22 protein-coding genes are annotated in these 22,466 nt (G+C 58.0%); 10 read left to right on the top strand and 12 right to left on the bottom strand.

The window, feature by feature from the left end; genetic code table 11:
• Positions 1-29 precede the first annotated feature (29 nt).
• Genes GRI91_RS07685 through GRI91_RS07675 form a run of 3 tightly spaced genes read right to left on the bottom strand, consistent with a single transcriptional unit; the run spans position 30 to position 2,605 of the window.
• Entirely contained in the window at positions 30-506 is a 477-nt protein-coding gene (locus tag GRI91_RS07685; RefSeq protein WP_160736364.1) for a DUF2497 domain-containing protein, read from the bottom strand.
• A gap of 11 nt (positions 507-517) precedes the next feature.
• Positions 518-1,948: a TolC family outer membrane protein gene (locus GRI91_RS07680; RefSeq protein ID WP_237437737.1), complete on the bottom strand. Its 1,431-nt coding sequence runs from the start codon at positions 1,946-1,948 to the stop codon at positions 518-520.
• Between the two features lie 51 nt (positions 1,949-1,999).
• The gene (locus GRI91_RS07675; RefSeq protein ID WP_337190334.1) at positions 2,000-2,605 is read right to left on the bottom strand and encodes a protein-L-isoaspartate O-methyltransferase family protein; all 606 of its coding nucleotides are present in this window, start codon (positions 2,603-2,605) and stop codon (positions 2,000-2,002) included.
• A gap of 129 nt (positions 2,606-2,734) precedes the next feature.
• Here GRI91_RS07675 and GRI91_RS07670 point away from each other — a divergent pair, with 129 nt between their 5' ends.
• The 3 genes from GRI91_RS07670 to GRI91_RS07660 all read left to right on the top strand — a co-directional run bounded on the left by GRI91_RS07670 (position 2,735) and on the right by GRI91_RS07660 (position 6,348).
• Positions 2,735-4,261, top strand: coding sequence for a fumarate hydratase (locus GRI91_RS07670; protein ID WP_160736083.1), 1,527 nt, complete (start codon positions 2,735-2,737; stop codon positions 4,259-4,261).
• 106 nt (positions 4,262-4,367) lie between these two features.
• Entirely contained in the window at positions 4,368-5,609 is a 1,242-nt protein-coding gene (locus tag GRI91_RS07665) for a sensor histidine kinase (protein WP_237437736.1), read from the top strand.
• Complete coding sequence (locus GRI91_RS07660) at positions 5,602-6,348, top strand: LytR/AlgR family response regulator transcription factor (RefSeq protein WP_160736082.1); 747 nt, start codon at positions 5,602-5,604, stop codon at positions 6,346-6,348. The genes GRI91_RS07665 and GRI91_RS07660 overlap by 8 nt, the downstream gene beginning before the upstream one ends.
• A gap of 106 nt (positions 6,349-6,454) precedes the next feature.
• Here GRI91_RS07660 and GRI91_RS07655 read toward each other — a convergent pair whose 3' ends face one another.
• Positions 6,455-6,751, bottom strand: coding sequence for a UrcA family protein (locus GRI91_RS07655; RefSeq protein ID WP_160736081.1), 297 nt, complete (start codon positions 6,749-6,751; stop codon positions 6,455-6,457).
• A gap of 206 nt (positions 6,752-6,957) precedes the next feature.
• Between GRI91_RS07655 and GRI91_RS07650 the strand changes: the two genes are divergently transcribed.
• The 3 genes from GRI91_RS07650 to GRI91_RS07640 are packed head-to-tail and all read left to right on the top strand — an operon-like array spanning position 6,958 to position 8,990.
• Complete coding sequence (locus tag GRI91_RS07650; protein ID WP_237437735.1) at positions 6,958-7,248, top strand: hypothetical protein; 291 nt, start codon at positions 6,958-6,960, stop codon at positions 7,246-7,248.
• Between the two features lie 37 nt (positions 7,249-7,285).
• The gene (locus GRI91_RS07645) at positions 7,286-8,140 is read left to right on the top strand and encodes a diacylglycerol kinase family protein (RefSeq protein WP_160736080.1); all 855 of its coding nucleotides are present in this window, start codon (positions 7,286-7,288) and stop codon (positions 8,138-8,140) included.
• Positions 8,133-8,990 carry a metallophosphoesterase family protein gene (locus GRI91_RS07640; RefSeq protein ID WP_160736079.1) on the top strand — a complete coding sequence of 286 codons (858 nt, stop codon included), beginning with the start codon at positions 8,133-8,135 and terminating at the stop codon, positions 8,988-8,990. Before GRI91_RS07645 ends, GRI91_RS07640 begins: the two co-directional genes overlap by 8 nt.
• On the opposite strand, the gene GRI91_RS07635 is transcribed toward GRI91_RS07640, so the two are convergent.
• Positions 8,987-10,231 (bottom strand): mechanosensitive ion channel family protein, encoded by a 1,245-nt coding sequence (locus tag GRI91_RS07635; protein ID WP_160736078.1) that lies wholly within the window; start codon positions 10,229-10,231, stop codon positions 8,987-8,989. The genes GRI91_RS07640 and GRI91_RS07635 overlap by 4 nt on opposite strands.
• A 210-nt stretch (positions 10,232-10,441) precedes the next feature.
• On the opposite strand from GRI91_RS07635, the gene GRI91_RS07630 reads away from it, so the two are divergent.
• Positions 10,442-11,287, top strand: a complete 846-nt coding sequence (locus tag GRI91_RS07630) for an undecaprenyl-diphosphate phosphatase (protein ID WP_160736077.1) — start codon at positions 10,442-10,444, stop codon at positions 11,285-11,287.
• A 129-nt stretch (positions 11,288-11,416) separates the two neighbouring features.
• Entirely contained in the window at positions 11,417-12,583 is a 1,167-nt protein-coding gene (locus GRI91_RS07625; protein ID WP_160736076.1) for a nucleotide sugar dehydrogenase, read from the top strand.
• Between the two features lie 3 nt (positions 12,584-12,586).
• Here the strand turns inward: GRI91_RS07625 and GRI91_RS07620 are convergent, their stop codons facing one another.
• Genes GRI91_RS07620 through cyoA form a run of 7 tightly spaced genes read right to left on the bottom strand, consistent with a single transcriptional unit; the run spans position 12,587 to position 19,323 of the window.
• Positions 12,587-13,132, bottom strand: a complete 546-nt coding sequence (locus GRI91_RS07620) for a response regulator (protein ID WP_160736075.1) — start codon at positions 13,130-13,132, stop codon at positions 12,587-12,589.
• Positions 13,129-14,436, bottom strand: a complete 1,308-nt coding sequence (locus GRI91_RS07615; protein ID WP_202385519.1) for an ATP-binding protein — start codon at positions 14,434-14,436, stop codon at positions 13,129-13,131. The genes GRI91_RS07620 and GRI91_RS07615 overlap by 4 nt, the downstream gene beginning before the upstream one ends.
• Complete coding sequence (locus GRI91_RS07610) at positions 14,429-15,187, bottom strand: SURF1 family protein (protein WP_160736074.1); 759 nt, start codon at positions 15,185-15,187, stop codon at positions 14,429-14,431. The genes GRI91_RS07615 and GRI91_RS07610 overlap by 8 nt, the downstream gene beginning before the upstream one ends.
• Complete coding sequence (cyoD, locus tag GRI91_RS07605) at positions 15,184-15,546, bottom strand: cytochrome o ubiquinol oxidase subunit IV (RefSeq protein WP_160736073.1); 363 nt, start codon at positions 15,544-15,546, stop codon at positions 15,184-15,186. Before cyoD ends, GRI91_RS07610 begins: the two co-directional genes overlap by 4 nt.
• Positions 15,543-16,172 (bottom strand): cytochrome o ubiquinol oxidase subunit III, encoded by a 630-nt coding sequence (cyoC, locus tag GRI91_RS07600; RefSeq protein ID WP_160736072.1) that lies wholly within the window; start codon positions 16,170-16,172, stop codon positions 15,543-15,545. The genes cyoD and cyoC overlap by 4 nt, the downstream gene beginning before the upstream one ends.
• Before the next feature lie 3 nt (positions 16,173-16,175).
• Positions 16,176-18,188 carry a cytochrome o ubiquinol oxidase subunit I gene (gene cyoB, locus GRI91_RS07595; RefSeq protein WP_160736071.1) on the bottom strand — a complete coding sequence of 671 codons (2,013 nt, stop codon included), beginning with the start codon at positions 18,186-18,188 and terminating at the stop codon, positions 16,176-16,178.
• A gap of 43 nt (positions 18,189-18,231) precedes the next feature.
• Positions 18,232-19,323, bottom strand: coding sequence for a ubiquinol oxidase subunit II (gene cyoA, locus GRI91_RS07590; RefSeq protein WP_160736070.1), 1,092 nt, complete (start codon positions 19,321-19,323; stop codon positions 18,232-18,234).
• Positions 19,324-19,490: 167 nt separating this feature from the next.
• Between cyoA and GRI91_RS07585 the strand changes: the two genes are divergently transcribed.
• Together GRI91_RS07585 and GRI91_RS07580 are read left to right on the top strand one after the other, a co-directional pair.
• On the top strand, positions 19,491-20,801 hold the full coding sequence (locus GRI91_RS07585; protein ID WP_160736069.1) for an MFS transporter: 1,311 nt from the start codon (positions 19,491-19,493) through the stop codon (positions 20,799-20,801).
• Positions 20,802-20,995: 194 nt separating this feature from the next.
• Positions 20,996-22,429 carry a mannose-1-phosphate guanylyltransferase/mannose-6-phosphate isomerase gene (locus tag GRI91_RS07580; protein ID WP_160736068.1) on the top strand — a complete coding sequence of 478 codons (1,434 nt, stop codon included), beginning with the start codon at positions 20,996-20,998 and terminating at the stop codon, positions 22,427-22,429.
• The last annotated feature ends 37 nt before the right edge of the window (positions 22,430-22,466 follow it).

Raw genomic sequence — 22,466 nt, 5'->3', positions numbered from 1 at the left:
GGAAACAAGTCCTGCTTTTGACCGGGGCCTCAGCCTTGCTTGCCGGCGATCCGCGAGATCTCTGCCTTGACCAGCTTTTCGACCATTTCCGGCAGATTGTCATCCAGCCAGCGTGCCAGCATCGGGCGCAGCATATCGCGCACCATACCTTCCAAAGATGTTTCACCCGAACGCACGATTTGCGGCGGTGCGCTGGGTTGGGAAAGCATTGCCAGAGCGGCCAGACTTTCGCGCATGGCACTGGCGGCCTGATCATTGGTCAGCGGAGACTCGGCGGATGTTGCGGACGATTCGTCATGGTCCATTGAATCGTCATGATCCGGCACGGCATCCGCTTCATGCAGATCCAGTATTTCGTCGCCCTGATCATCGGAATGCGTCTCGGCCGCGACGCGTGCCTGTCTGGCCGATCCGCTATCGCGCATGGACGCACGATTATCGCGGGCGATCACTTTCTTGATCGATTCAAGAATTTCCTCGACCGAGGGTTCGCCTTCCTGCCGCATAATCCTGCCGTTCATTTAACGCTGTTTTTGATCTCGGGAGCTTCCCCGTCTTGCGGCGGGATGTCAACGGTACGTGTTGCTTGCGCCTGCGGATCAGGGTCGCTGTCCCAATCCCAGATCCGATCATGGACCCGTTCGTAATTCACCACCGGATCATACAGCAGGCCATCTTCGCCCAAGCCCAGATCGCGCGCTTCCGCACGGCCCATCGCGGCCAGCAGAGTGAAGCCGGCGACATAGGCATTGCGCCGGGCGGTGACCAGATCGACCCGTGCGGAGAGCAATTCCTGCTCAGCATTGAGAATATCGAGAATGGAACGGTTGCCGACGGTATTTTCCGCACGGACCCCTTCAAGACTGAGGCTGGCGGCATCAACCGCTTGCTGGCTTGACGCGATAATCGCATTAGCGGCGCGCCAGCTGGCATAGGCGGCCCGCACCTGCGAAATGACATTGCGTTCGGTCGCGATGATCCGTTCCAGAGCCTGCGATGCGCGGGCCTGTGCCTGACGTTCCTGCGCTGCAGGGCGTCCACCCTGATAGAGCGGCAAGGTCAGCCGGACACCCGCCTGCGCCGATGTCTGTCCCTGATCTATCGCGGTTCCGGGGATGCTGCTGCCCAGAGTGTCGAGGTAATTGGTGTAATCGCTGCTGGCAAAGAGCGAGAGCTTGGGCAGTTTTGCCGCTTCGGCGACTTCAATATCATAGCCCGAGGCCTTGGCCTCCTCACGGGAGGAAAGCAGATCGGGATTATATTGCAGGGCAGTGTCCACTGCATCATTCGGCGCATCGGGCATGCCCGGAAGCGGCGGCGGCGGTTGCAGATTATCAGGTGCTACCCCTACCAGCTCGACATAGCGCTCACGCGCCTCGATCAGATTGGACTGCGCGGTTCGCAAATTGCTGCGCGCGAGAGCCAGACGGGCTTCTGACTGGGCCACATCCGTGCGCGTCAGATCACCAATTTCGAACCGGTCGCTGGTCGCTTGGAGATTGACCGACAGCACATCAACATTGTTCTTTGTGAGGCCGACAATCGCTTCACTTCGGATCACGTCCATATAGGCGGCGACCACTTGCGAAAAGACTGAGCTTTCCGTCGCTCTGAGGTTCGCGCGACCGGCCAGAACGCGTGTTTTCGCCGCCTTGATAGAATTCTTGACCGCACCGCCGGAATAGACAGGTACGCCCAGATTGCCGCTGATCCCCACCGATCTTTCCGGTGCGGTAAAGCTGGCCGAGGATTGCTTCAGAAATTCGACATATTGGCCGGTTGCATCGAGGCTGGGCAGGGCATCTGCCCGCGCTATCGGTACGTTTTCATCCGTAACGCGCTGCCCCGCACGGGCAGCCTGAAGGGTCGGGTTGGTGCGATATGCGCTGATCAGCGCCTCTTCCAGCGTGTCAGCCTGAGCCGGCGCGCTGAACAGCGCGCTCGACATCAGGCAGGCACCAGCCAGCAGAGTTAATTTTACGCCCCTCCCCGGCATCGTTCAGAAACTCCAGTTCTTGGGAGCAGAAAATTCCGGCAAAACAGGCATGCCGATTTCGGCCAGAGGGATAAGCGAGACGGCGTCCTTGGTCTTCCGACCGACTGCGATGCGTGTCAGCCCGTCCTTCACCAATCCGGTCACGATCCGCGCGTCCTGTGCCAGAGCAGCTGCGAGCTGAGGCGGAATCTGTTCCACTGCGCCATCGATAATCAGCAGTGAATAATTCTTGCCCGGAATTGCGTCGCCGGCATTTTCGGGGGACACAGAATCGCACTGTCCCACCAGGGGGCGGACCAGTTCGGTCAGATATTGGCTGCCGCAATCCACCACCAGACATGTGTCGGACTGCGTGGGTTTGGCTTCCTGAAGCATGAAGCCCTGCACCGCAGGCGCGGCCAGATGACGGCCATCGGCCAGCTTCACCGCGCGGTCCATATAAGCGACACCGCGAGCGTTTTCAGGGACATAATCCTCGCGCGGAACAGAACCCATCCGCTGGATAACGAATGTATCGCTGATTCCACTGGTCCTGAGCTGGCTATCAATCATAGCCTTGCGGGCGGCGTTGAAGCTGTCATTTTCGGGCCGGTCTTGCACAATGGTCACGTCAATAAACTCTCTGTTTTGCTAGCGATGCTGCTTTAGGCGGATAGACGCAGCAGGCCAAGCGCTTTGACCATAGGCAGGAGTCCGGCTTATGGGGCATGGAAATCGACTAGAAGGAGTGGCGCTTCGATGAGCGACATGGTGACGATCCGTGAAAATGACCTGATCGAGAGCGTGGCGGACGCGCTCCAATATATCTCTTATTACCATCCGATGGATTATATCCGCGCGCTGGGTGACGCCTATGAGGCGGAGCAAGGGCCGGCGGCCAAGGATGCCATCGCGCAGATCCTGACCAACAGCCGCATGTGCGCAGAGGGGCACCGCCCGATCTGTCAGGATACCGGCATCGTGAATGTCTTCGTCAAATGGGGGCAGAATTGCCGTCTGGATTCGGCGCGCTCGTTGCAGGATGTGGTCGATGACGGCGTTCGCAAGGCGTATACCAATCAGGAAAACAAGCTGCGTGCGTCGGTTCTGGCCGATCCTGCCTTCACCCGCCGCAACACGCGCGACAATACGCCCTCCGTCCTCTCCGTGGAAATGGTGCCGGGCGATACGATTTCGGTCGATGTCGCGGCCAAGGGCGGCGGCAGCGAAGCCAAATCCAAGTTCAAGATGATGAATCCCAGCGATAATATCGTTGATTGGGTGCTGGAAATGATCCCGCAAATGGGCGCTGGCTGGTGCCCACCGGGCATGCTGGGCATTGGTATTGGCGGTACGGCGGAACATTGTGTGAAGCTGGCCAAGCAAAGCCTGATGGACCCGATCGATATGGGGCAGCTGAAACAGCGTGGTCCGCAAAACGACCTTGAAGCGCTTCGAATCGAGATTTTCGACAAGGTCAACGCATTGGGCATCGGGGCACAGGGGCTGGGCGGCCTCGCTACCATTCTCGATGTGAAGATCCTCGATTGGCCGTGCCATGCGGCCAACAAGCCCGTGGCGATGATCCCCAATTGTGCCGCCACGCGCCACGCGCATTTCACCTTGGACGGGTCTGGCCCGACCTATCTGGAAACGCCCGACCTTTCCGCCTGGCCGAAAGTGGAATGGACTCCGCCGGTGGAAGCCAAGCGGGTCGATCTGGACAAGCTGACCAGCGAGGAAGTGGAAAGCTGGAAAAATGGCGACCGTCTGCTGCTGAATGGCAAGATGCTGACCGGGCGTGATGCGGCCCATAATCGCATCCGTCAGATGCTGGAAAAGGGTGAAGAGCTGCCCGTCGATTTCAAAGGGCGCGTCATCTATTATGTCGGCCCGGTCGATCCGGTGGGTGAGGAAATCGTTGGTCCTGCCGGCCCCACCACGGCCACGCGGATGGACAAGTTCACCCGCATGATGCTCGAACAGGGCTTGCTGGCCATGGTGGGCAAGGCCGAACGCGGTGAAATGGCGATCAAGGCGATTGCGGATCACAAAAGTGCCTATCTGATGGCGGTGGGCGGGGCGGCCTATCTGGTGTCCCGCGCGATCAAGGGCTCCAAGGTCGTTGGCTTTGAAGATCTCGGCATGGAAGCGATCTACGAATTCGAAGTGCAGGATATGCCGGTGACGGTGGCCGTGGATGCAGACGGGCAATCGGTCCACCATCTGGCCCCGCTGGTCTGGCGCGAGAAAATCGCCAAGGAAGGTCTGCTGGAAACAACCTGATGGATCGATTCTCCGGCTAATTTCCCCGGAGGGTTTTTCGACCAAAGGCCAATCCCGCTCGATTGCCGTGCTGGCGCGGGCGGGATTGGCCGCTATTACAGGCAGGATGGATAGAAAATCTGACAGGGATAGCGATAGCGGGCACGTATCCTTCCGCATGGTGCTCGCTTCGATTGTGGGCCTCTGGTTCTGCTATTTCATTCTGTCGACTTTGCGCGCGCAAATGTTCGATTTCGGTTTCGAACAGGAATTGCTCGGCCGCCGCGCGTTGGCATCACTGGCCGGCATTCTGATAACCATTGGTTTCTGGCTGATTCTGCGATTGTTCGATCGCCAGCCATTATGGGCCAAAATCGCCGCAGCATTGTTGCTTTCGCTGCCGGTGGCGGTGTTGATGGCGCAGGCCAATCAGCTCGCCTTTGCTGATATGCAGGAACAGATGCTGGAGCGGCTGAACGAAAAGCAGGCGCTGAAATTTCGCCGCGATGATCATGGAGATCTGCTGGTCGAGGTTCCCCGGCCCGATGTCGGCACGCTTGATCCTAGTGCCGAAACCGGCGGCGCGCAGATGATCACCATCGACCGGCAACCCGAACAGGAAGTGGCCTGGCAACAATTGGCCGAATTGTCCTTTGCGCGCTATTTCATGCTGCTGGCATGGTGCGCCCTCTATCTGGCCTTGCTGACCGGGGAAAAGGCGCGTGCGGCCGAGCGGCGAGAAGGCGACTACCGCCGGGCGGCGAAGGCGGCGGAGCTGCGCAGCCTTCGCTATCAGGTCAATCCGCATTTCCTGTTCAACACGCTCAATTCCCTGTCAGCCCTGGTGCTGACGGGCAAAAATGACGCCGCCGAACGGATGATCCAGACCATTTCCGTGTTTTACCGCCGCAGTCTGGCGGGCGATCCCACATCGGATGTGCCCTTGCGGCAGGAATTTGCGCTGCAGCAGCTCTATCTTGAAATCGAGGCGGTCCGCTTTCCTCAGCGCCTGAAAACCGATTATCAATTGCCCGACAATGTGGCCGAAGCCTGTGTACCGGGGATGATTCTGCAACCCCTGGTCGAAAATTCGGTGAAACATGCGGTTGCGACATCCACCAGCCAGGTGACCATCACGCTTTCGGCGCGGGAAGAATATGGCCGCTTGCTGATTACGATTGCGGATGATGGCAACGGGCAGAACAAGAGCACGCAGCAGGGCCACGGCATCGGACTCGCCAATGTGCGTGAAAGGCTTGAGGCACGCTTTGGCGAGGAAGCCAGTATCGTGTCCGGAAAAGTGGAGGGCGGCTATGCCACCCATATCCGGATACCGTTGATCGGTCAGGAAAGGACGGGGAATGAGTGACGCGGAGCAGGGGGCTCCCTTGCGGACATTGATTGTCGATGATGAGCCGCTGGCGATTGAGCGGATGCAGGTCATCTGTGCGGAATTGGACGACATCACCGTGATCGGCACGGCCAGCGATGGCGCGGCCTGTCTGCGTCTGGCTGAAAAGCTGGAACCGGATCTGATCCTGCTGGATATGACCATGCCGGAAATGGATGGCCTGTCCGTCGCCAGAGAACTGGCTGGCAGAGCCAGGAAGCCCGCGATCATCTTCGTTACAGCGCATGAGGATTTCGCGGTCGATGCGTTCGATCTGGAAGCGGTCGATTATGTGTTGAAGCCGGTGGCACGTGACCGCCTGACGCGCGCCATTGGCCGTGCCTTTGCGCGCCTGTCAGGCAGCGATGGGCATGCTCCGGCCAGCGACTGGACCACCGAGTTCTGGGTTCCGCACCGGTCCGAATTGCTGCGTCTCGATGCCGACCAGATTGATCGTATCGACGCCGAGCGGGACTATGTCCGGTTGCATGTCGGGGAAGAAAGCTACTTGTTGTTGCAGACCATTGCCGGTCTGGAAAAAGGGCTGGACCCTGCGCAATTCATCCGCATTCATCGCTCCACCATCTTGCGGCGCGACCGTATTCGCGGCCTGAAGCATGAAGGGCTGGGGGTCTGGTGCGTCGAGCTGGACAGCGGTGAAAACCTGCGGATCGGGCGGACCTATCTGCGCAAGGTCAAGGCCATGGCTGGTCGCTGAACGCGCGGCTGCGCTCTATAATTCTACCCATCGAAAAATAACGCAGACAACAAAAAGGGCGCCCTCTTCGATGGGGGCGCCCGGCTGGTTCTGGCATGGTTGTCAATTATCCCCCGAGGCGGTTTTCACTGACGGCCTTGGCCATGCGCAATGCGGCTTCCTGGCGGGCTTCGCGATAGCAGGCATGTTCCTGCTGCGCGGTCTTCAGATTACCATCTTCATCGAAACGGCAAACCCGATATGTCGCCTTGTCGAGCCGCTTCTGCAATTCGGCCTGGCCATCAGGCGTTGCCAGATTGAGATCGTGATAAGGTACGCGTTCGGTTGGCTGAGCGGCCAGAGCGGGGCTGGCGGCACAGACCGAGGCCAGAGCACCTGCGATAAGGGCGATATGCGATTTCATGTCCAATTCTCCTCCGTCTAAGTCAGGTTGCGCCGCGATCACCGGGTTTCGGGACTGGATGGCGTCGCGGCGCAAGAGAATGAATACGAAACGATGGGGGTGTTTTCGCGCAAGTTTCGTTCGTCAGCACACCAGAGCCGACTAACGATTACATCTGTCGACGAACAACATGGCACCATCGGCAAACGGTGATTGGCAATCGACGAATGTCGGGGCACAATCACCCGGCAATGGCAGTCCTGATCATATTTATCCTCGGAACGCTCAATTTCGCGCTGCACAAGGCAGTGCTGGAGAGCCGCCACCCACTGCTTGGGGAGGTCCCGTGGTTTGTGCATATGCTGGGCGGCCGGATCAGTCTGGTCGCAGAGTTTCTCGTTCTGCTCGGCGCTTTGCTGCTGGCAGCCAATGGATATCCAGCCTGGGGCTGGGCCTATTTCGCCTATAGCGTAGTGAACGCCTTTTCTGCCTGGCTTATTCTAACCCGGCGGATCTAAATGGGAACTTGCAGACGGGCTGAAGCGATTAATTGACATGAAGAACGCAGGGGCAATCTGGCTGGTGGTGAATTCGGCCAGCGGCAGCAACACCGATCCGGAACTTGAGAGTCTGGAAGAATGCTGCGCGAAGGCCGGCTTCTCGATCGAACGTGTGATTTGTTTTCCGGATGAAGATCTGCCCACGGGCGCCGATCTGGATGCCGCCAGCATTCCGATGGTGGCCGTTTTTACCGGCGATGGCACCATTAATGCTCTGGTTACGGGCCTGTATGGGTGGGAGGGTTCCGTCCTGGTTCTGCCCGGGGGTACGATGAACCTGCTTTATCATCGGCTGCATGGTGACCGGACAATCGCAGAGGTGCTCGATGCTGTGATTAACGGGCAGGCAAAAAAACTGCGCCCCGGCGTCGTGCGCTCTCAGGGCGGTGACGCGCTGGCTGGCTTGCTGATGGGGCCCGCGACGGCATGGAATGAAGTGCGTGAGGCGATGCGTGATGCCAATATCAAGGCGATGGCCGATGGTGTGGCTGAAGCTGTCGAAACCAGCCTTTCGGCGCCGATGGTGCGCTGCTCCGATCCGCCGCTTGGCCGTCCTCAGGGATATCCGCTGCTGATGTTCACGCCATATGATAGCGGGATCGAAGTGGCTGCCTATCATGCCGAGACACCGCGCGATTATCTGGGACAAGGGCTCGCCCTGCTGAAACAGAATTTTCGCGAAGGACCGCATGATAATCTGGGGCAATATGCCGCAGTTACCGCAGGATCCATGGATGGCGGGCCGATCGATATGTTGGTGGATGGTGAGCCCCGATCAGGCGCAGCGGATGAGGAATTGCGATTGGTGGAATGCGGCGTGGACTTGATGGCGACAGAATTTAATGACTGAAACGCGGCTTCTTTTTCATCTCAGCGATATCCATTTCGGGCTGGAGGACAATCGCGCACTGGATTGGGTCCGCAAGGAAGTGGCGCAGCGCAAACCGCATGCGGTGGCGATTACGGGTGACCTGACCATGCGGGCCCGGCACCGCGAATTTTCGGCGGCCTGCCGCTGGATTCGCAGTCTCGATGCGCCAGTCACGGTCGAAGTCGGCAATCACGACATGCCCTATTTCAACCTGTTTGAACGCTTCGTCACACCTTATAAGCGCTTCCATGCGATTGAAGAGCTGGTGGAACGTGAAATCGATTTGCCGGGCCTTGCCATCGTTCCTTTGAAAACGGCGGTCCCCGCACAGCCGCGCCTCAATTGGTCAAAGGGCTGGGTGACCGACCGTGCCTTGCGCAAATGCCTGACGACACTCGACAATCTGCCGACTGGAACGCGCGCGCTGGTCGCAGTTCACCATCCGCTGGTGGAAGTGGGCACGAAGGGTACGGCGTTGACCCATGGCGGACAGAAGGCGCTGACAGAACTCGCCCGGCGCGGCGTACTCGCCGTATTATCGGGCCATGTTCATGATGCCTTTGATCTGGTGCAGCGCACCGATGCCGGGCCGGTGCGCATGATCGGCGCAGGCACGCTGTCCCAGCGTCTGCGCTCCACCCCGCCAAGCTTTAATGAATTGGCCTGGGATGGTGAAAATCTGACGGTGCGCGTGCGCAACCTCGAACATTTAAAGAGCGATGCCATGATGATTGCCGATGTGCCGGAAGATGCCCGGCCGCCGCGCGATCCGGGTGATCCGGTGGCGCCCGCGGGTCATGTTCCGCGGACCGATCCACCGGTTCATTAGGTGCCGCTCTGGCCGGGTATAGTTTCGGTCTGCCTGAAGGCGCCGAGTTGACGCATATCCTGACCGCTCGGTTCCTGGAAAAGGCGCAGTCCGAATTCGGGCAATATGGCTAGCAGATGGTCGAAAATATCCGCCTGAATCGCTTCGTAGCTTTCCCATGCCGTGGTGCGGGCGAAGCAATAGACTTCCAACGGCAGGCCCTGCGGCGTGGGTTGCAATTGACGGACCATCAGCGTCATATCTTCCCAGACCTGATTATTCGCCTGTAAATAGGCGACCACATAGGCGCGAAACGTGCCGATATTGGTCATCCGGCGCATATTGACCGGATCGGCTGTTCCATGGGCGCTGTTCCACTGGTCAAGTTCCTGTTGCTTGCGGTCGAAATAGCGGTCCAGCAATTCGAAGCGCTTCAGCGCGGCAATTTCATCCTCCGTGTGGAAGCGGATGGTGTTCTTGTCGATATTGAGCGAGCGCTTGATCCGCCGGCCACCAGAATCCTGCATTCCGCGCCAGTTGCGGAAACTTTCCGAAATCAGCCGATGCGTCGGGATTGTGGTGATCGTCTTGTCCCAATTCTGCACTTTGACGGTGTGCAGGGCGATATCGATCACATCGCCATCCGCATTCAGTTGCGGCATTTCGATCCAGTCACCTACGCGCAGCATATCGTTGGAAGTAAGCTGAACCGAAGCCACCAGTGACAGGATCGTGTCTTTGAACACCAACATGACAACGGCGGCCATTGCGCCCAGACCGGAAAGCAGCAGCAGCGGCGATTGCTGCATCAATGCGGCAATCATCAGGATGCCTGCTGCGACAAAGACCAGAATCTTCAGCAGCTGCAGATAGCCCTTGATTGGCCGTGTATGCGCATCGGGCCGGCGGGCGTAGATCTGGTTTATCAGATCAAGAGCCTTGCTTATGGCGAGGGCCAGAGTGAGGATCACAAAGGCCGCGGCCAGATTTTCGACCAGTGCGACCGGTTCATCGGGAAGATGCGGCACAGCCTGTATCCCGCCCGTGATGATCAGGGCGGGGATGATATTGGCGAGCCGCCCGGCGATCGTCCCCAGCGGTTTACCCTCTTCAGGCAAAAGACGCAGGGCGAAGCGCAGGATCACCTTTTTAACGACATAATTGGCCAGCAGCGCTGCGCCGATGAGCAGTCCGAGCCCAATCGCCGCCTGAATCCAGTTTTCGTCTCTGGCCCAGGCCGAAATTTCGATGAGTGTGTCCATGGCGATGCATTTAGCGATGGCCCGAAGGGAATTGAACCCCGCGGCTGATCGCAACCGTGCGCAAATGCTTGCTTTCTCTGGTCTCTGGTGGGCGTGGAAGGGAAATAAGGGCATCTGGCTTTGCGGTTGCTACGTAGCGGCAGCCTGTCTAATCATGGCGCGGCGCAGCACTGGCCAAGGAATAAGGCCTTAGCAGGAATGGCAATTTCGATGATTTCATCAAGCGGGCAGTGGTTTGAGGCGGCTATATTGGGTCTGGTACAAGGGCTGACCGAGTTTCTGCCGGTTTCCTCGAGCGCCCATTTGCGGATTGCTGGGGCGTTTTTGCCCTCCGGACAGGATCCGGGCGCGGCCTTTACCGCGATCACGCAAATCGGGACAGAAGCGGCCGTTCTGCTGTATTTCCGCAAGGATATCTGGCGCATTGCGATGGCATGGCTTCGCAGTTTCACCAAGGCGCGCCGTCCGGAAGATGCCGAGGATGTGCGGATGGGCTGGCTGGTGATTATCGGGACATTGCCGATCGCGATTCTGGGCCTCGCCTTCAAGGATGCCATCGAAACCAGCCTGCGCAATCTCTATCTCACCGCGACAATGCTGATCCTGTTCGCTCTGGTACTCGGCGCGGCGGACAAGTGGGGCGCGCGGGTGAAACCGCTGAAAAGCCTGAGTTGGCGCGACGGGATCATCTTCGGATTTGCGCAGGCCATGGCCCTCATCCCCGGCGTATCCCGCTCGGGCGGGACAATCAGTGCCGGACTGATCATGGGCTACACGCGTGAGGCAGCGGCGCGTTATTCCTTTCTGCTGGCGATTCCGGCAGTGCTTGCATCGGGCTTTTACCAATTGGCGAAGAGCTGGAATGATTGGGGGCCCATTGGACCGGGCCCGACTGCCTTGGCGACTGCCATCGCCTTTGTGGTTGGCTATTGGGTGATCGTCGCCTTTCTGAAAATCGTTTCGACCAGGAATTACCTCCCTTTTGTTATCTATCGGATCGTGGCGGGGCTGGGATTGCTGGCCTTGTTGATGACCGGGACCATTCCAGCGACCTGAGCGGGATGACTTTGGCTGATAAATATGCGGCGCACTTAACGCGCTGGCGATACATGAAAAGAATTTACCTTTATTTGCTGCAGTGCGGCACAATAGGGTTTGCGCAGAATTACCGGGGTTAAGGCATCTATGAAAATTGCGGTTGCAGGTCTGGGCTATGTTGGTCTCTCCAACGCGGTACTTCTGGCACAGAAAAATAACGTTGTTGCCGTCGATATCAGCGAAGAACGCGTGGCCATGGTCAATCGGGGCGAAAGTCCGATCGTGGATGCGGAGATCGAGGATTATCTCGCCAATAAACAGCTAGACCTGACTGCAACGACTGATCCCGTGGCGGCCTATGCCGATGCCGATTTCGTGATCGTGGCCACCCCGACCAATTATGACAGCGACACCAATTCCTTCGATACGTCGTCTGTGGAACACGTGATCCGCGCGGTGATGGCGGTCAATCTGGAAGCGACCATTGTCGTGAAGTCCACCATCCCGGTTGGCTATATCGAGGGAATCCGCAGCGAAATGCGCACACAGCAAATGCTGTTTTCGCCCGAGTTCCTGCGCGAAGGACGTGCGCTTTACGACAATCTCCATCCCTCCCGCATCATTGTGGGGGAGCGTTCGGAGCGGGCTGAACGTTTTGCGCAATTGCTGCTGGATGGATCGCTGGAAACCGACGTTCCGGTGCTGTTCACCAATCCATCAGAGGCAGAGGCGATCAAACTGTTCGCCAACACATATCTCGCCATGCGGGTTGCATTTTTCAACGAGCTCGACAGCTATGCCATGGCGCATGGGATGGATACGCGGCAGATCGTGGATGGTGTGGGGCTCGATCCGCGGATTGGCGACCATTATAATAATCCCTCCTTTGGCTATGGCGGCTATTGCCTGCCGAAGGATACGAAGCAGTTGCTGGCCAATTATTCCGAGGTGCCGCAAAATCTGATCCGCGCCATTGTGGATGCCAATTCCACGCGGAAGGATTTTATTGCCGAACGCATCATCGCCCGGAACCCGCAAACAGTGGGTGTTTATCGTTTGGTGATGAAAGCGGGCTCGGACAATTTTCGTGAGTCTTCGATTCAGGGGATCATGAAGCGGGTAAAGGGCAAAGGAATCCGGGTGATTGTCTATGAACCCGTGCTGGAAACCGAAGATTTCTTCAATTCACCGGTGGTGAATGATCTGGCAGCGTTCAAAGAACAGTCCGACGTGATCGTCGCCAATCGCGTGACCGATGATATTCGGGATGTGGTCGACAAGGTCTTCACCCGCGATCTTTTCGGGTCGGATTGATCCTTAGCGGATTTGCCGCTTTTCCAGTTTACGAGCCAAAGTGCGGCGGTGCATGCCCAGGCGCCGCGCGGTCTGCGATATATTGAAGTCGTTTTCGATCAGAGTCTGGTGAATATGTTCCCATTCCAGAGTCTTGAGCGATGATTGCCGGCCATCGAGTTCGATATTGGCATCGCCTTCCTTACGCGAGAATGCGGCCTCTATGTCATCCGTATTGGAAGGTTTGGCGAGATAATAATTTGCCCCCAGCTTGATGGCCTCAACCGCTGTGGCGATGCTGGCATAGCCCGTCAGCACCACGATTTTCATGGTTTCGTCAGAATCGCGGAGCGCCTCGACACAAGAGAGGCCGGAGGAGGATTCCAGCTTGAGATCCACCACCGCAAAATCCGGCTGATACTGCCGCAGCAGATCGGTCAGTTCGTCATGGCTACGGGCGTGAATCGTGCTGTAACCACGGCGTTCGAAGGAACGGATTAATGTGCGGGCAAACGCTGCATCATCCTCAATGATGGCCAGCAGTCCGCTTTCTGCATTTTCCTGCGTCACTCGGTTTTTCTCCGTTCATAGGCGAGCGCTTTCAGCGGCAATTCCATAAACACCCGGGCACCGCCTTGCTCGCGGTTTTCCGCCTGCGCCTGACCACCCATCTTGCGTAACACATTTACCAGCAGAAACAGACCCAGGCCGCCGCCGGGTTTGCCTTTGGTCGATCGGTATGGATGACCAAAGCTGGCCAATATTTCCTCTGAAAAGCCGGGACCGCGATCCTCCACCGTCAGATAGAGCATGGTCTCGTCCTTGCGGGCGCTGATGCTGATCCAACCGGGCGAAGCTTCTGCGGCATTATCGATGATATTGCCGATGACCTGGCGCAGCGCCGGATCGGCCACGATCGTCAATTCGCTGCCCAGATCATCATGGTATTCGAAGGTGTCGGCGCGCCGGATAAGCCGCCATTCCGCCACGATATCCTCGATGAAGTTGCGTAAAGTTGTAACGCGGGGGGCCTCGCCTCGGGCCTCTCCGGCGGACATCAGAATATTGCTGACGATGGTTTTGCAGCGTTTCACTGCATTGTCCATCTCTTCAATATCCTCGTGAATTTCACGATCTCCGGCCAGCTGGGGCAAGCGTTTCCAGTCGCCGATCAGCACCGACATCAACGATAAGGGCGTGCCGAGTTCATGCGCTGCGCCAGAGGCGAGCAGACCCATGCGAACAATGTGATCTTCTTCAGCCGCGCGCTGCCGGATGGCGGCCAGTGCGGCATCGCGCTCCCGCAAATTGCGGCTCATACGGGTGAGGAAAACGGTCAGCAGAATGGCAATAAGGGTGAAGCTGACAAAGCTGCCGAGCAGATAGAGCCGCATTGGGGCGTCGTTATGCGGTGCAGGGAGGATCAGCGGTTCTTCATTCACATTGATTGCGGCCAGCGCCACCAGCGCAGTCGCCACCACAATCCATGATGATTTTGGTTTGAGAATGATCGCGCCGATCACAACCTGCAACAGGAACAGGGACGCAAAAGGGTTCGCTGCGCCGCCACTATGGTGCAATTGCCAGCCCAACGCCACGACATCCACCAGCAGCGCAACGGTCAGTTCGAAATTGCTGACGACCCGGAAGTGGCGCAGCAGCACAGAGCTGATGAGATTGATTGCGGCCAGCATGACCGGCACCACCAACAAGGGCCACAGGGGCAGCGATATGCCCAAGACACCAATAACCACCCCGATGGTGACGAGCTGTCCAAAAACTGCCGTCCAGCGTAGCTGGATGAGCAATTGCATATTGCGCCAGCCGGCATCGCTTTCCGGTTTTGCCGCCGATGTAATCACCGTGTCATTCATGTTTTTTCGCCGACCAGAATGTCCACGCGGCCCATATGGAAAACAGCATAAGCGCTGCCCAGGTGACAGCATAGACCAGATGGTTGTCGGGGAAGTTAACGCGGGTCAGCCCAGCAACAGGCGCTGACGCCTCCTCTGATGATCCTGTGCCGACATCCATCTGGAGCGGTTCCGGCGATGAGGCGTCAAGATCGAGGAAATAGGGTGCTGTACGCTCCAGATCACGGCGCTGCGCGATGGCCTGGACATCACGGGAAAACCAGCGGTCGGATGGCGGATCATTATCGCGCAGGAAACCGCCATTGGGTTGGCTTATGCGCAACAATCCGGTGATTTCCCTTCGCGCCGGTGGCGGGGGCGCATAATTGCCAGCCTGTTCCTGCGACACGAAGCCGCGATTGATCAGTACGGTGTAGGTGCCTGTTTCAAATGGCGTCATCACCCAATAGCCAGCGCCCAGATCGCTGACGGCGCGGACCAGCGTGTCCTGCCCGGCCTGATAATGCCCGGTCAGCCGAATATGGCGATAGGCGGCGCTATCTTCAGTAAGCGTACCCCATCGGGAGGGATCAGGGGCCGGGGCGGGCGCTGCGTGGATGCGGCTCTCCACCCGGTCAATCAGATCATGTTTCCATTCCCGCCGATCAATCTGCCACAGCGCCAATGCTGCGAAACCGGCAGCAAACAACAGGGCAAGGCCTGCCAACAGGACGCGCGAGCCAAGGCTGCGCGACGTGCTGGCGGCATTCATGGCAATTGGGACATATCCGGCATCGGCATCATATTGGTGTTGAGGTGATACATGACCCACAGGGACCCGGCCAGCATGATCGTGACGATTATCAGCGTGAAGATCAACGAGGTCAGGGTCCAGCCATCTTCTGATTTCGGGCTCATATGCAGGAAGTAGATCATGTGAACCACCATCTGCACGGCGGCGAAAATGACGATCAGCGCAGCAGTAATCCCGCCTTCCAGAGGGCGCGCCATTACCAGCCAGAACGGGATTGCCGTCAGGATGACCGACAGGACGAAGCCGATGACATAATCGCGCATCGACCCGTGCGCTTCGCCGGATTCATGCGTGGTTTCGTGGCTGTGATCGCTCATCGCAGCATTCCCATCAGATAGACAAAGGTGAAGACGCCGATCCAGATGACGTCAAGAAAGTGCCAGAACAGGCTGAGGCACATCAACCGGCGCTTATTCGCCTGAATCAGCCCCTTGCGGCTAACCTGAATCATCAAGGTGACCAGCCAGATGATACCGAAGGTCACATGCAGGCCATGCGTGCCGACCAGGGTGAAAAAAGCCGACAGAAAGCCTGAACGCTGCGGCGTTGCGCCAATATGGATCAGGTGGCTGAATTCATACAGTTCGATTGCCAGGAAGCAGGCCCCGAACAAGCCGGTCACGGCCAGCCAGAACTGGGTTTTGCCAACCCAGTTTTTCTGCATGCTCAACATGGCAAAGCCATAGGTGATTGATGAAAACAGCAACATGGCAGTATTCAGCGCCACCAGCGGCAATTCGAAGAGATCGCGCGGGCCGGGACCGGTGGCAAAGTTGCCGCCGAGTACGGCATAGGTGGCAAACAGGATCGCAAAGATGAGGCAATCGCTCATCAGATAGATCCAGAACCCCAGCATCGTGCTGTGGCCATCCGGGTGATCATGCTCGTCGAAATCGTAAAATTCGACGGCAGCATCGGGGGCGGAGAGGGGGCGAGTGCTCATGCTTCAGGCTCCGGTCGCGGCTGCAAGCTGGCGGGTACGCGCGGCTTCGGTCTCCGCCACGGTTTCGGCGGGAATGTAGTAGTCGCGTTTATAGTTGAAGGTGTGGGTGATGGCCGTGGCGATCAGGCCCAGCATACCGGCACCGGCAAGCCACCAGATATGCCATACCAGGGCGAAACCAACCGCCAGCGCGATGGCTGACAGGATGACGCCGGTCCCGGTGTTGCGGGGCATGTGGATCGCCTTGAAGCCCGATGTGGGCCGTTCACAACCGCGCTCCTTCATTTCATGCCAGCTATCCAATGTGTGAATTTTCGGCGTGAAGGCGAAGTTATATTCAGGCGGCGGAGAGGATGTGGCCCATTCCAGCGTGCGGCCGTTCCACGGATCACCGGTGTCATCGCGCAGTTCTTCACGCCGCCAGATGGAAACGGCGAACTGGATCAGCATTGCGGCAATGCCCAGTGCGATGACCGCGGCGCCGATCCCGGCAATGATGAACCAGATCTGCAGACTGCCATCGTCAAATACGCGCATCCGGCGGGTCACGCCCATCAGTCCGAGCACATAAAGCGGCATGAAGGCCAGATAGAAGCCAGGGACCCAGCACCAGAAGGAGACTTTGCCCCAGAAGGTATCGAGCTTGAAGCCGAAGGCCTTGGGCCACCAGAAGTTGATGGCCGCGAAGGCACCGAACAGCACGCCGCCGATGATCACATTGTGGAAATGCGCAATCAGGAACAGCGAATTGTGCAGGACGAAGTCAGCCGGTGGCACGGCCAGCAGCACGCCGGTCATCCCGCCGATGACGAAAGTGATCATGAAGGCAACGGTCCACATCATCGGCAATTCGAAGCGAATCCGGCCGCGATACATGGTGAAGAGCCAGTTGAAGAGCTTCGCCCCGGTGGGGATGGAGATCACCATGGTGGTGATTCCGAAGAAGCTGTTCACGCTCGCCCCCGACCCCATGGTGAAGAAGTGGTGCAGCCAGACGAGATAGGACAGGATGGTGATGCAGATCGTGGCATAGACCATGGATGTATAGCCAAACAGCCGCTTGCCCGAGAAGGTGGACGTGACTTCGGAAAAGACGCCGAAGAGCGGCAGGATCAGGATATACACTTCCGGGTGACCCCAGATCCAGATCAGGTTCACATACATCATGGCGTTGCCGCCAAAATCATTGGTGAAGAAATTCGTGAAGGCGTAGCGATCGAGCCCCAGCAGGACCAGAACCGCCGTCAGGACGGGGAAGGACGCCACGATCAGAATATTGGCGCAAAGCGAGGTCCAGGTGAAAACCGGCATTTTCATCAGCGTCATGCCTGGCGCCCGCATCTTCAGAATCGTGCAGACCAGGTTGATGCCGGATAAGGTCGTCCCCACGCCCGCAATCTGCAGCGACCATATGTAATAATCGACGCCAACATTGGGACTGTAGGCGATGCCGGACAAAGGTGGGTAAGCCAGCCAGCCTGTCTGCGCGAATTCACCCACGAACAGCGATGTCATGCACAATATCGCGCCGGATGTGGTCATCCAGAAGCTGAAATTGTTCAGGAAAGGGAAGGACACGTCACGAGCGCCGATCTGCAGCGGCACAATGAAGTTCATGAAGCCGGTGATGAAAGGCATCGCGACGAAGAAGATCATGATTACACCATGCGCGGTGAAGATCTGATCATAATGATGGGCGGGCAGATAGCCTTCCGATCCGCCAAAGGCCATGGCCTGTTGCAACCGCATCATGACCGCATCGGCAAAGCCGCGCAAAAACATGACCAGACCGAGGATCATATACATGATCCCGATCTTCTTGTGATCCACGCTGGTGAACCATTCTTTCCACAAATAGCCCCAGAGGCGGAATTTCGTCAGCAGCGCGAGCACCGCAATGCCGCCCAGAGCGACCACCGCAAATGTCGCAACCAGAATAGGTTCGTGCAGCGGAAGCGCATCGAGCGACAGCTTGCCGAAAATCGGGCTGTAGGTTTCAGGAATGGGTGCGTGCATGGCGTTGCCTGTCAATGCTTGGGCCGATCAAAGCGTGGGCCTGTCAATGCGTGGAATGGGATTGGGGGCGCTCATTATGAGCGGGACTGTGCGGGGCACTGTCCTCGGTCGTTTCGGGCGTGTGGGCGGGTCCTGCCTGTGTGCCGCGAGCCGCGTATTTATCGTAAAGCAGATGGTCGGTCTGGCCGATGCTTTCTTCGCCAGCGCCGCCTTTCGCATCCACCATCATGATATCATGCATGCACATCTTGCCGGGTTCGACGCACATATTCATGATCGCATTGTACAATTCGGGATCGACCGTGGCGTAGGTTTTGGCCGGGTCCCCTTCGCTGGGCTTTTCCAGTTCCAGATAGGTCGCGCGGTCTAGATTGCCTCCACCGGCCTTCGCCTTGGCGACCCAGGCTTCAAATTCATCTTCGGGCAAGCTGTTCGCAGCAAAACGCATCTTGGAAAAACCGGCGCCGCTATAATTGGAAGAGAAACCGGTATATTCGCCGGTTTCATCAAAAACCGCGTGCAGCTTGGTCTCCATGCCGGGCATGGCATAGATCTGACCGGCAAGCGCCGGGATATAGAAGCTGTTCATCACCGAACTGGCCGAGATCTTGAAATTGATCGGCCGTCCCACCGGGGCGGCGAATTCATTGACCGTGGCGATGCCTTCTTCGGGATAGATGAACAGCCACTTCCAATCGAGCGCAACCACTTCGACTTCCAGCGGCTTGGCCTGCGCAATCGCGGATTCGGCGGGCGCATTCTTGCCCAGCGGCCGGTACGGATCGAGCATATGCGTGCCGACCCAAGTCAGCGCGCCGAGGCAGATAATGATCAACAAAGGAGCCGCCCAGATCACCAGTTCCAGCTGGGTGGAGTGATCCCAATCGGGATCGTAACGCGCTTCCTTGTTCGCGGCCCGGTATTTCCAAGCGAACAAGACGGTCAGCGCCAGGACAGGCACGATAATGACCAGCATCAGCAAGGTGGACATCAGCACCAGATTGCCTTGCTGCTGCGCGACATCGCCGGCCGGGCTGAGTACGACCAGACTGCTGCACCCGCCCAGGAGGGGGGGAAGGGCTAGGGGGAGGCCCAGGCGGGGCAGCAGAGGGTTGGAAGCGGGTGCGAAAGTCATGTTCCGCCGGTTAGGCTCACCGGTTCAACTCGCCGATAGGGCATTTTGTCCAATCCCTTTGATCGAGATCAATGCGCATGGGGGATTTTGAAATCGTTAGCAGTCGGTTTGCCGTCACGTGCGGCCGAGTCGATGCGCAGACACCCGAATTATCAATGCCGGAGCCTATGACCAGTACGACCCTCGAACAGGACGCACGCCAGCTTCACGAAGACGGGCACGCTATTGCGCCCGGTGAAATCGCGGTGGGTGTGATCATTGGCCGGACATCGGAATTTTTCGATTTCTTCGTCTTTGCCATTGCTGCGGTGCTTGTTTTTCCAAGCCACGTCTTCCCCTTTGCTGATCCGCTGACTGGCACTTTGTATAGTTTCGGCATTTTTGCTTTGGCGTTTATCGCGCGCCCCGTCGGCACGCTGATCTTTACCGGAATTGATCATCGCTATGGCCGCGGTGTGAAACTGACGACGGCCCTGTTCCTGCTCGGGGGATCGACCGCGGCAATCGCCTTCCTGCCGGGGTATGAGACAATCGGCATGTGGTCGGTCGCATTGCTGGCGCTATTCCGTATGGGGCAAGGCGTGGCACTCGGCGGTTCATGGGACGGGCTTGCTTCACTGCTCGCGCTCAATGTGCCGGAGAATCGCCGTGGGTGGTACGCGATGGTGCCGCAATTGGGCGCACCGCTGGGCCTGATTGTGGCCAGCCTGCTGTTCTGGTTCCTGATCGCTGCTTTGCCCACGCCCGATTTTCTTGATTGGGGCTGGCGCTATCCATTCTTCGTGGCTTTTGCGATCAACGTCGTGGCCCTGTTCGCCCGGCTGCGGATTGTGGTGACGCCTGAATATCAAACGCTTTTCGAACAGCGCGAACTGAAACCGGCGTCAGCCAGTGAAGTTGTGCGGGAAAGCGGCTCGCGGATTGTCGCGGGGGCATTCGCGCCTCTGGCAAGTTTCGCCTTGTTTCACATGGTTACCGTGTTCCCGCTCAGCTGGGTGGTGCTCTACACACAGGAAAAGACGACACTGTTTCTGGCAATTGAAGCTGCCGCTGCGGCTGTGGGGGTCGTGGCGATCGTGATTTCGGGCGCGCTGGCGGACCGAATCGGACGGCGCAAGGTGCTCGGCTATTGCGCGGCGGCTATCGCGGCTTTCAGCGGCTTTGCCCCGATTCTGCTCAATGGCGGAATATTGGGCGAAATGGTCTTCATGTTTCTCGGCTTCGCGCTGCTGGGTCTGTCCTTCGGGCAATGTTCCGGCGCGCTTTCGTCAACCTTCCCGCAGCGGCTTCGCTATACGGCATCGGCCCTGACGTCGGATCTGGCATGGCTCTTCGGGGCTGGTTTTGCGCCGCTCGTGGCCCTGTCACTGGCCAGTTCATTCGGTCTGCCGGCAGCGGGTGTCTATCTGCTTTCCGGCGCCTTGGGCACATTGGCGGCGCTGTGGTTCAATAGCGAAGCCGGGCGAAATATCGAATAATCGCCTGACAGAACATCGGTTGCACTCGCAATCGGCGTAACCCCCGTGGCAGCCCCCCTGCCGCGGGGGTTTTCTATGGCAACCGGCCTTAAAAATGCTTCTTTTTGCATTGCAGCACATTTGCTCTGGAATAGGGGATCGCCCTAGGGCAACGTATACCCCTGTTGAATGTAAGATCCTGAGGGGGAATGTACGTGTCGGACAAAATCGTCCCGGTCATTATGGCGGGCGGCAAGGGCACCAGGCTGTGGCCCTTATCCCGTTCCAGTGCGCCCAAGCAGTTCATCCGCTTTCTGGAGGATGAAACTCTGTTCCAGAAGGCGCTGCAGCGCGTGCAGGACAGCTCGCGCTATACGGCGCCGATCATTCTCACCAATGAGGATTTCCGCTTCCTGGTGGCTGAACAGGCACGGGAACTGGATATCGCGCTATCCTCCATCCTGCTCGAGCCAGTGGCGCGTAACACGGCACCGGCGATCGCGGCGGCCGCTGTCTTGATCAAGGAACGTTTTGGGCCCGACGCGGTGATGCAGGTGCTCGCATCTGACCACGAGATTGAGGCAGATGAGACATTCTACGCCTGTATCGACCGTGCCGCTGCGACAGCGCGGGAGGGCAAGCTGGTGGCCTTTGGTATTGAACCGAGCGAACCCGCCACGGGCTATGGCTATGTCGAAGCTGGGGACGAGCTTCCCGGCGGTGCTGCGGCTGTCGTTCGCTTTGTCGAAAAGCCCGACCGTGAAAATGCGCAGAAAATGATCGAGACTGGTCGTTTCACGTGGAATTCAGGCATGTTCATGTTCCCCGTGACACCTCTGATTGCCGAATTGGAGCAACACGCGCCGGATGTGATCAAACATGCGCGTCATGCGTTTGAGCAGGTGCAGAATGACCCTGCACTCGATTTCACGCGGCTGGATGCGGATATCTTTGCCCAATGTCCTGATATCTCGATCGATTATGCCGTGATGGAAAAAACATCGGCGGCGGCGGTCGTTGCCTCCTCCTTTGCCTGGTCCGATCTGGGCAGCTGGGACGCCATCTGGAAGGATGGTGAAAAGGATGCGGATGGCAATGTCATATCCGGCAACGCTACCGTGCTGAACAGCAGCAATTCGCTGGTTATTTCGCGCGATATGCATGTGGCCTTGCAGGATGTGCAGGATAAGGCCGTGATCGTCAGCGAAGATGCAGTTTACGTGGGCTCACTCAAGAGCAGCCAGAATGTCGGGCAAATCGTCAAACAGCTGAAGGCAGACCGCGAGACCGAGGCTCTGGCCCGCGAACATCCGACTATTTACCGGCCATGGGGTGGGTACACTTCCATCGTGAAGGGGGAGCGTTTTCAGGCCAAGCGTATTTTCGTGAAGCCGGGCAAGCAGCTTTCGCTGCAAAAACATCATCACCGGGCTGAACACTGGATCATCGTACGCGGATCGGCTGAAGTGACGGTGGATGACACGGTGAAGCTGCTGAGCGAGAATGAATCAGTCTATATCCCCATCGGCGCGACACACAGGCTTAATAACCCGGGCAAGATCGATCTCGAATTGATCGAAATTCAAACCGGGGCCTATCTGGGTGAGGACGATATTGTTCGGTTACAAGACGATTTCGGTCGCAATTGATCAGCAGTAATTCGGCTAACGCAGCGCCGGCTGGCAA

Source organism: Altericroceibacterium endophyticum, assembly GCF_009827595.1.
Classification (GTDB): Bacteria; Pseudomonadota; Alphaproteobacteria; order Sphingomonadales; family Sphingomonadaceae; genus Altericroceibacterium; species Altericroceibacterium endophyticum.
Note: the sequence above shows the minus strand (reverse complement) of the source record. Positions and strands in the feature narration are given on the sequence as shown.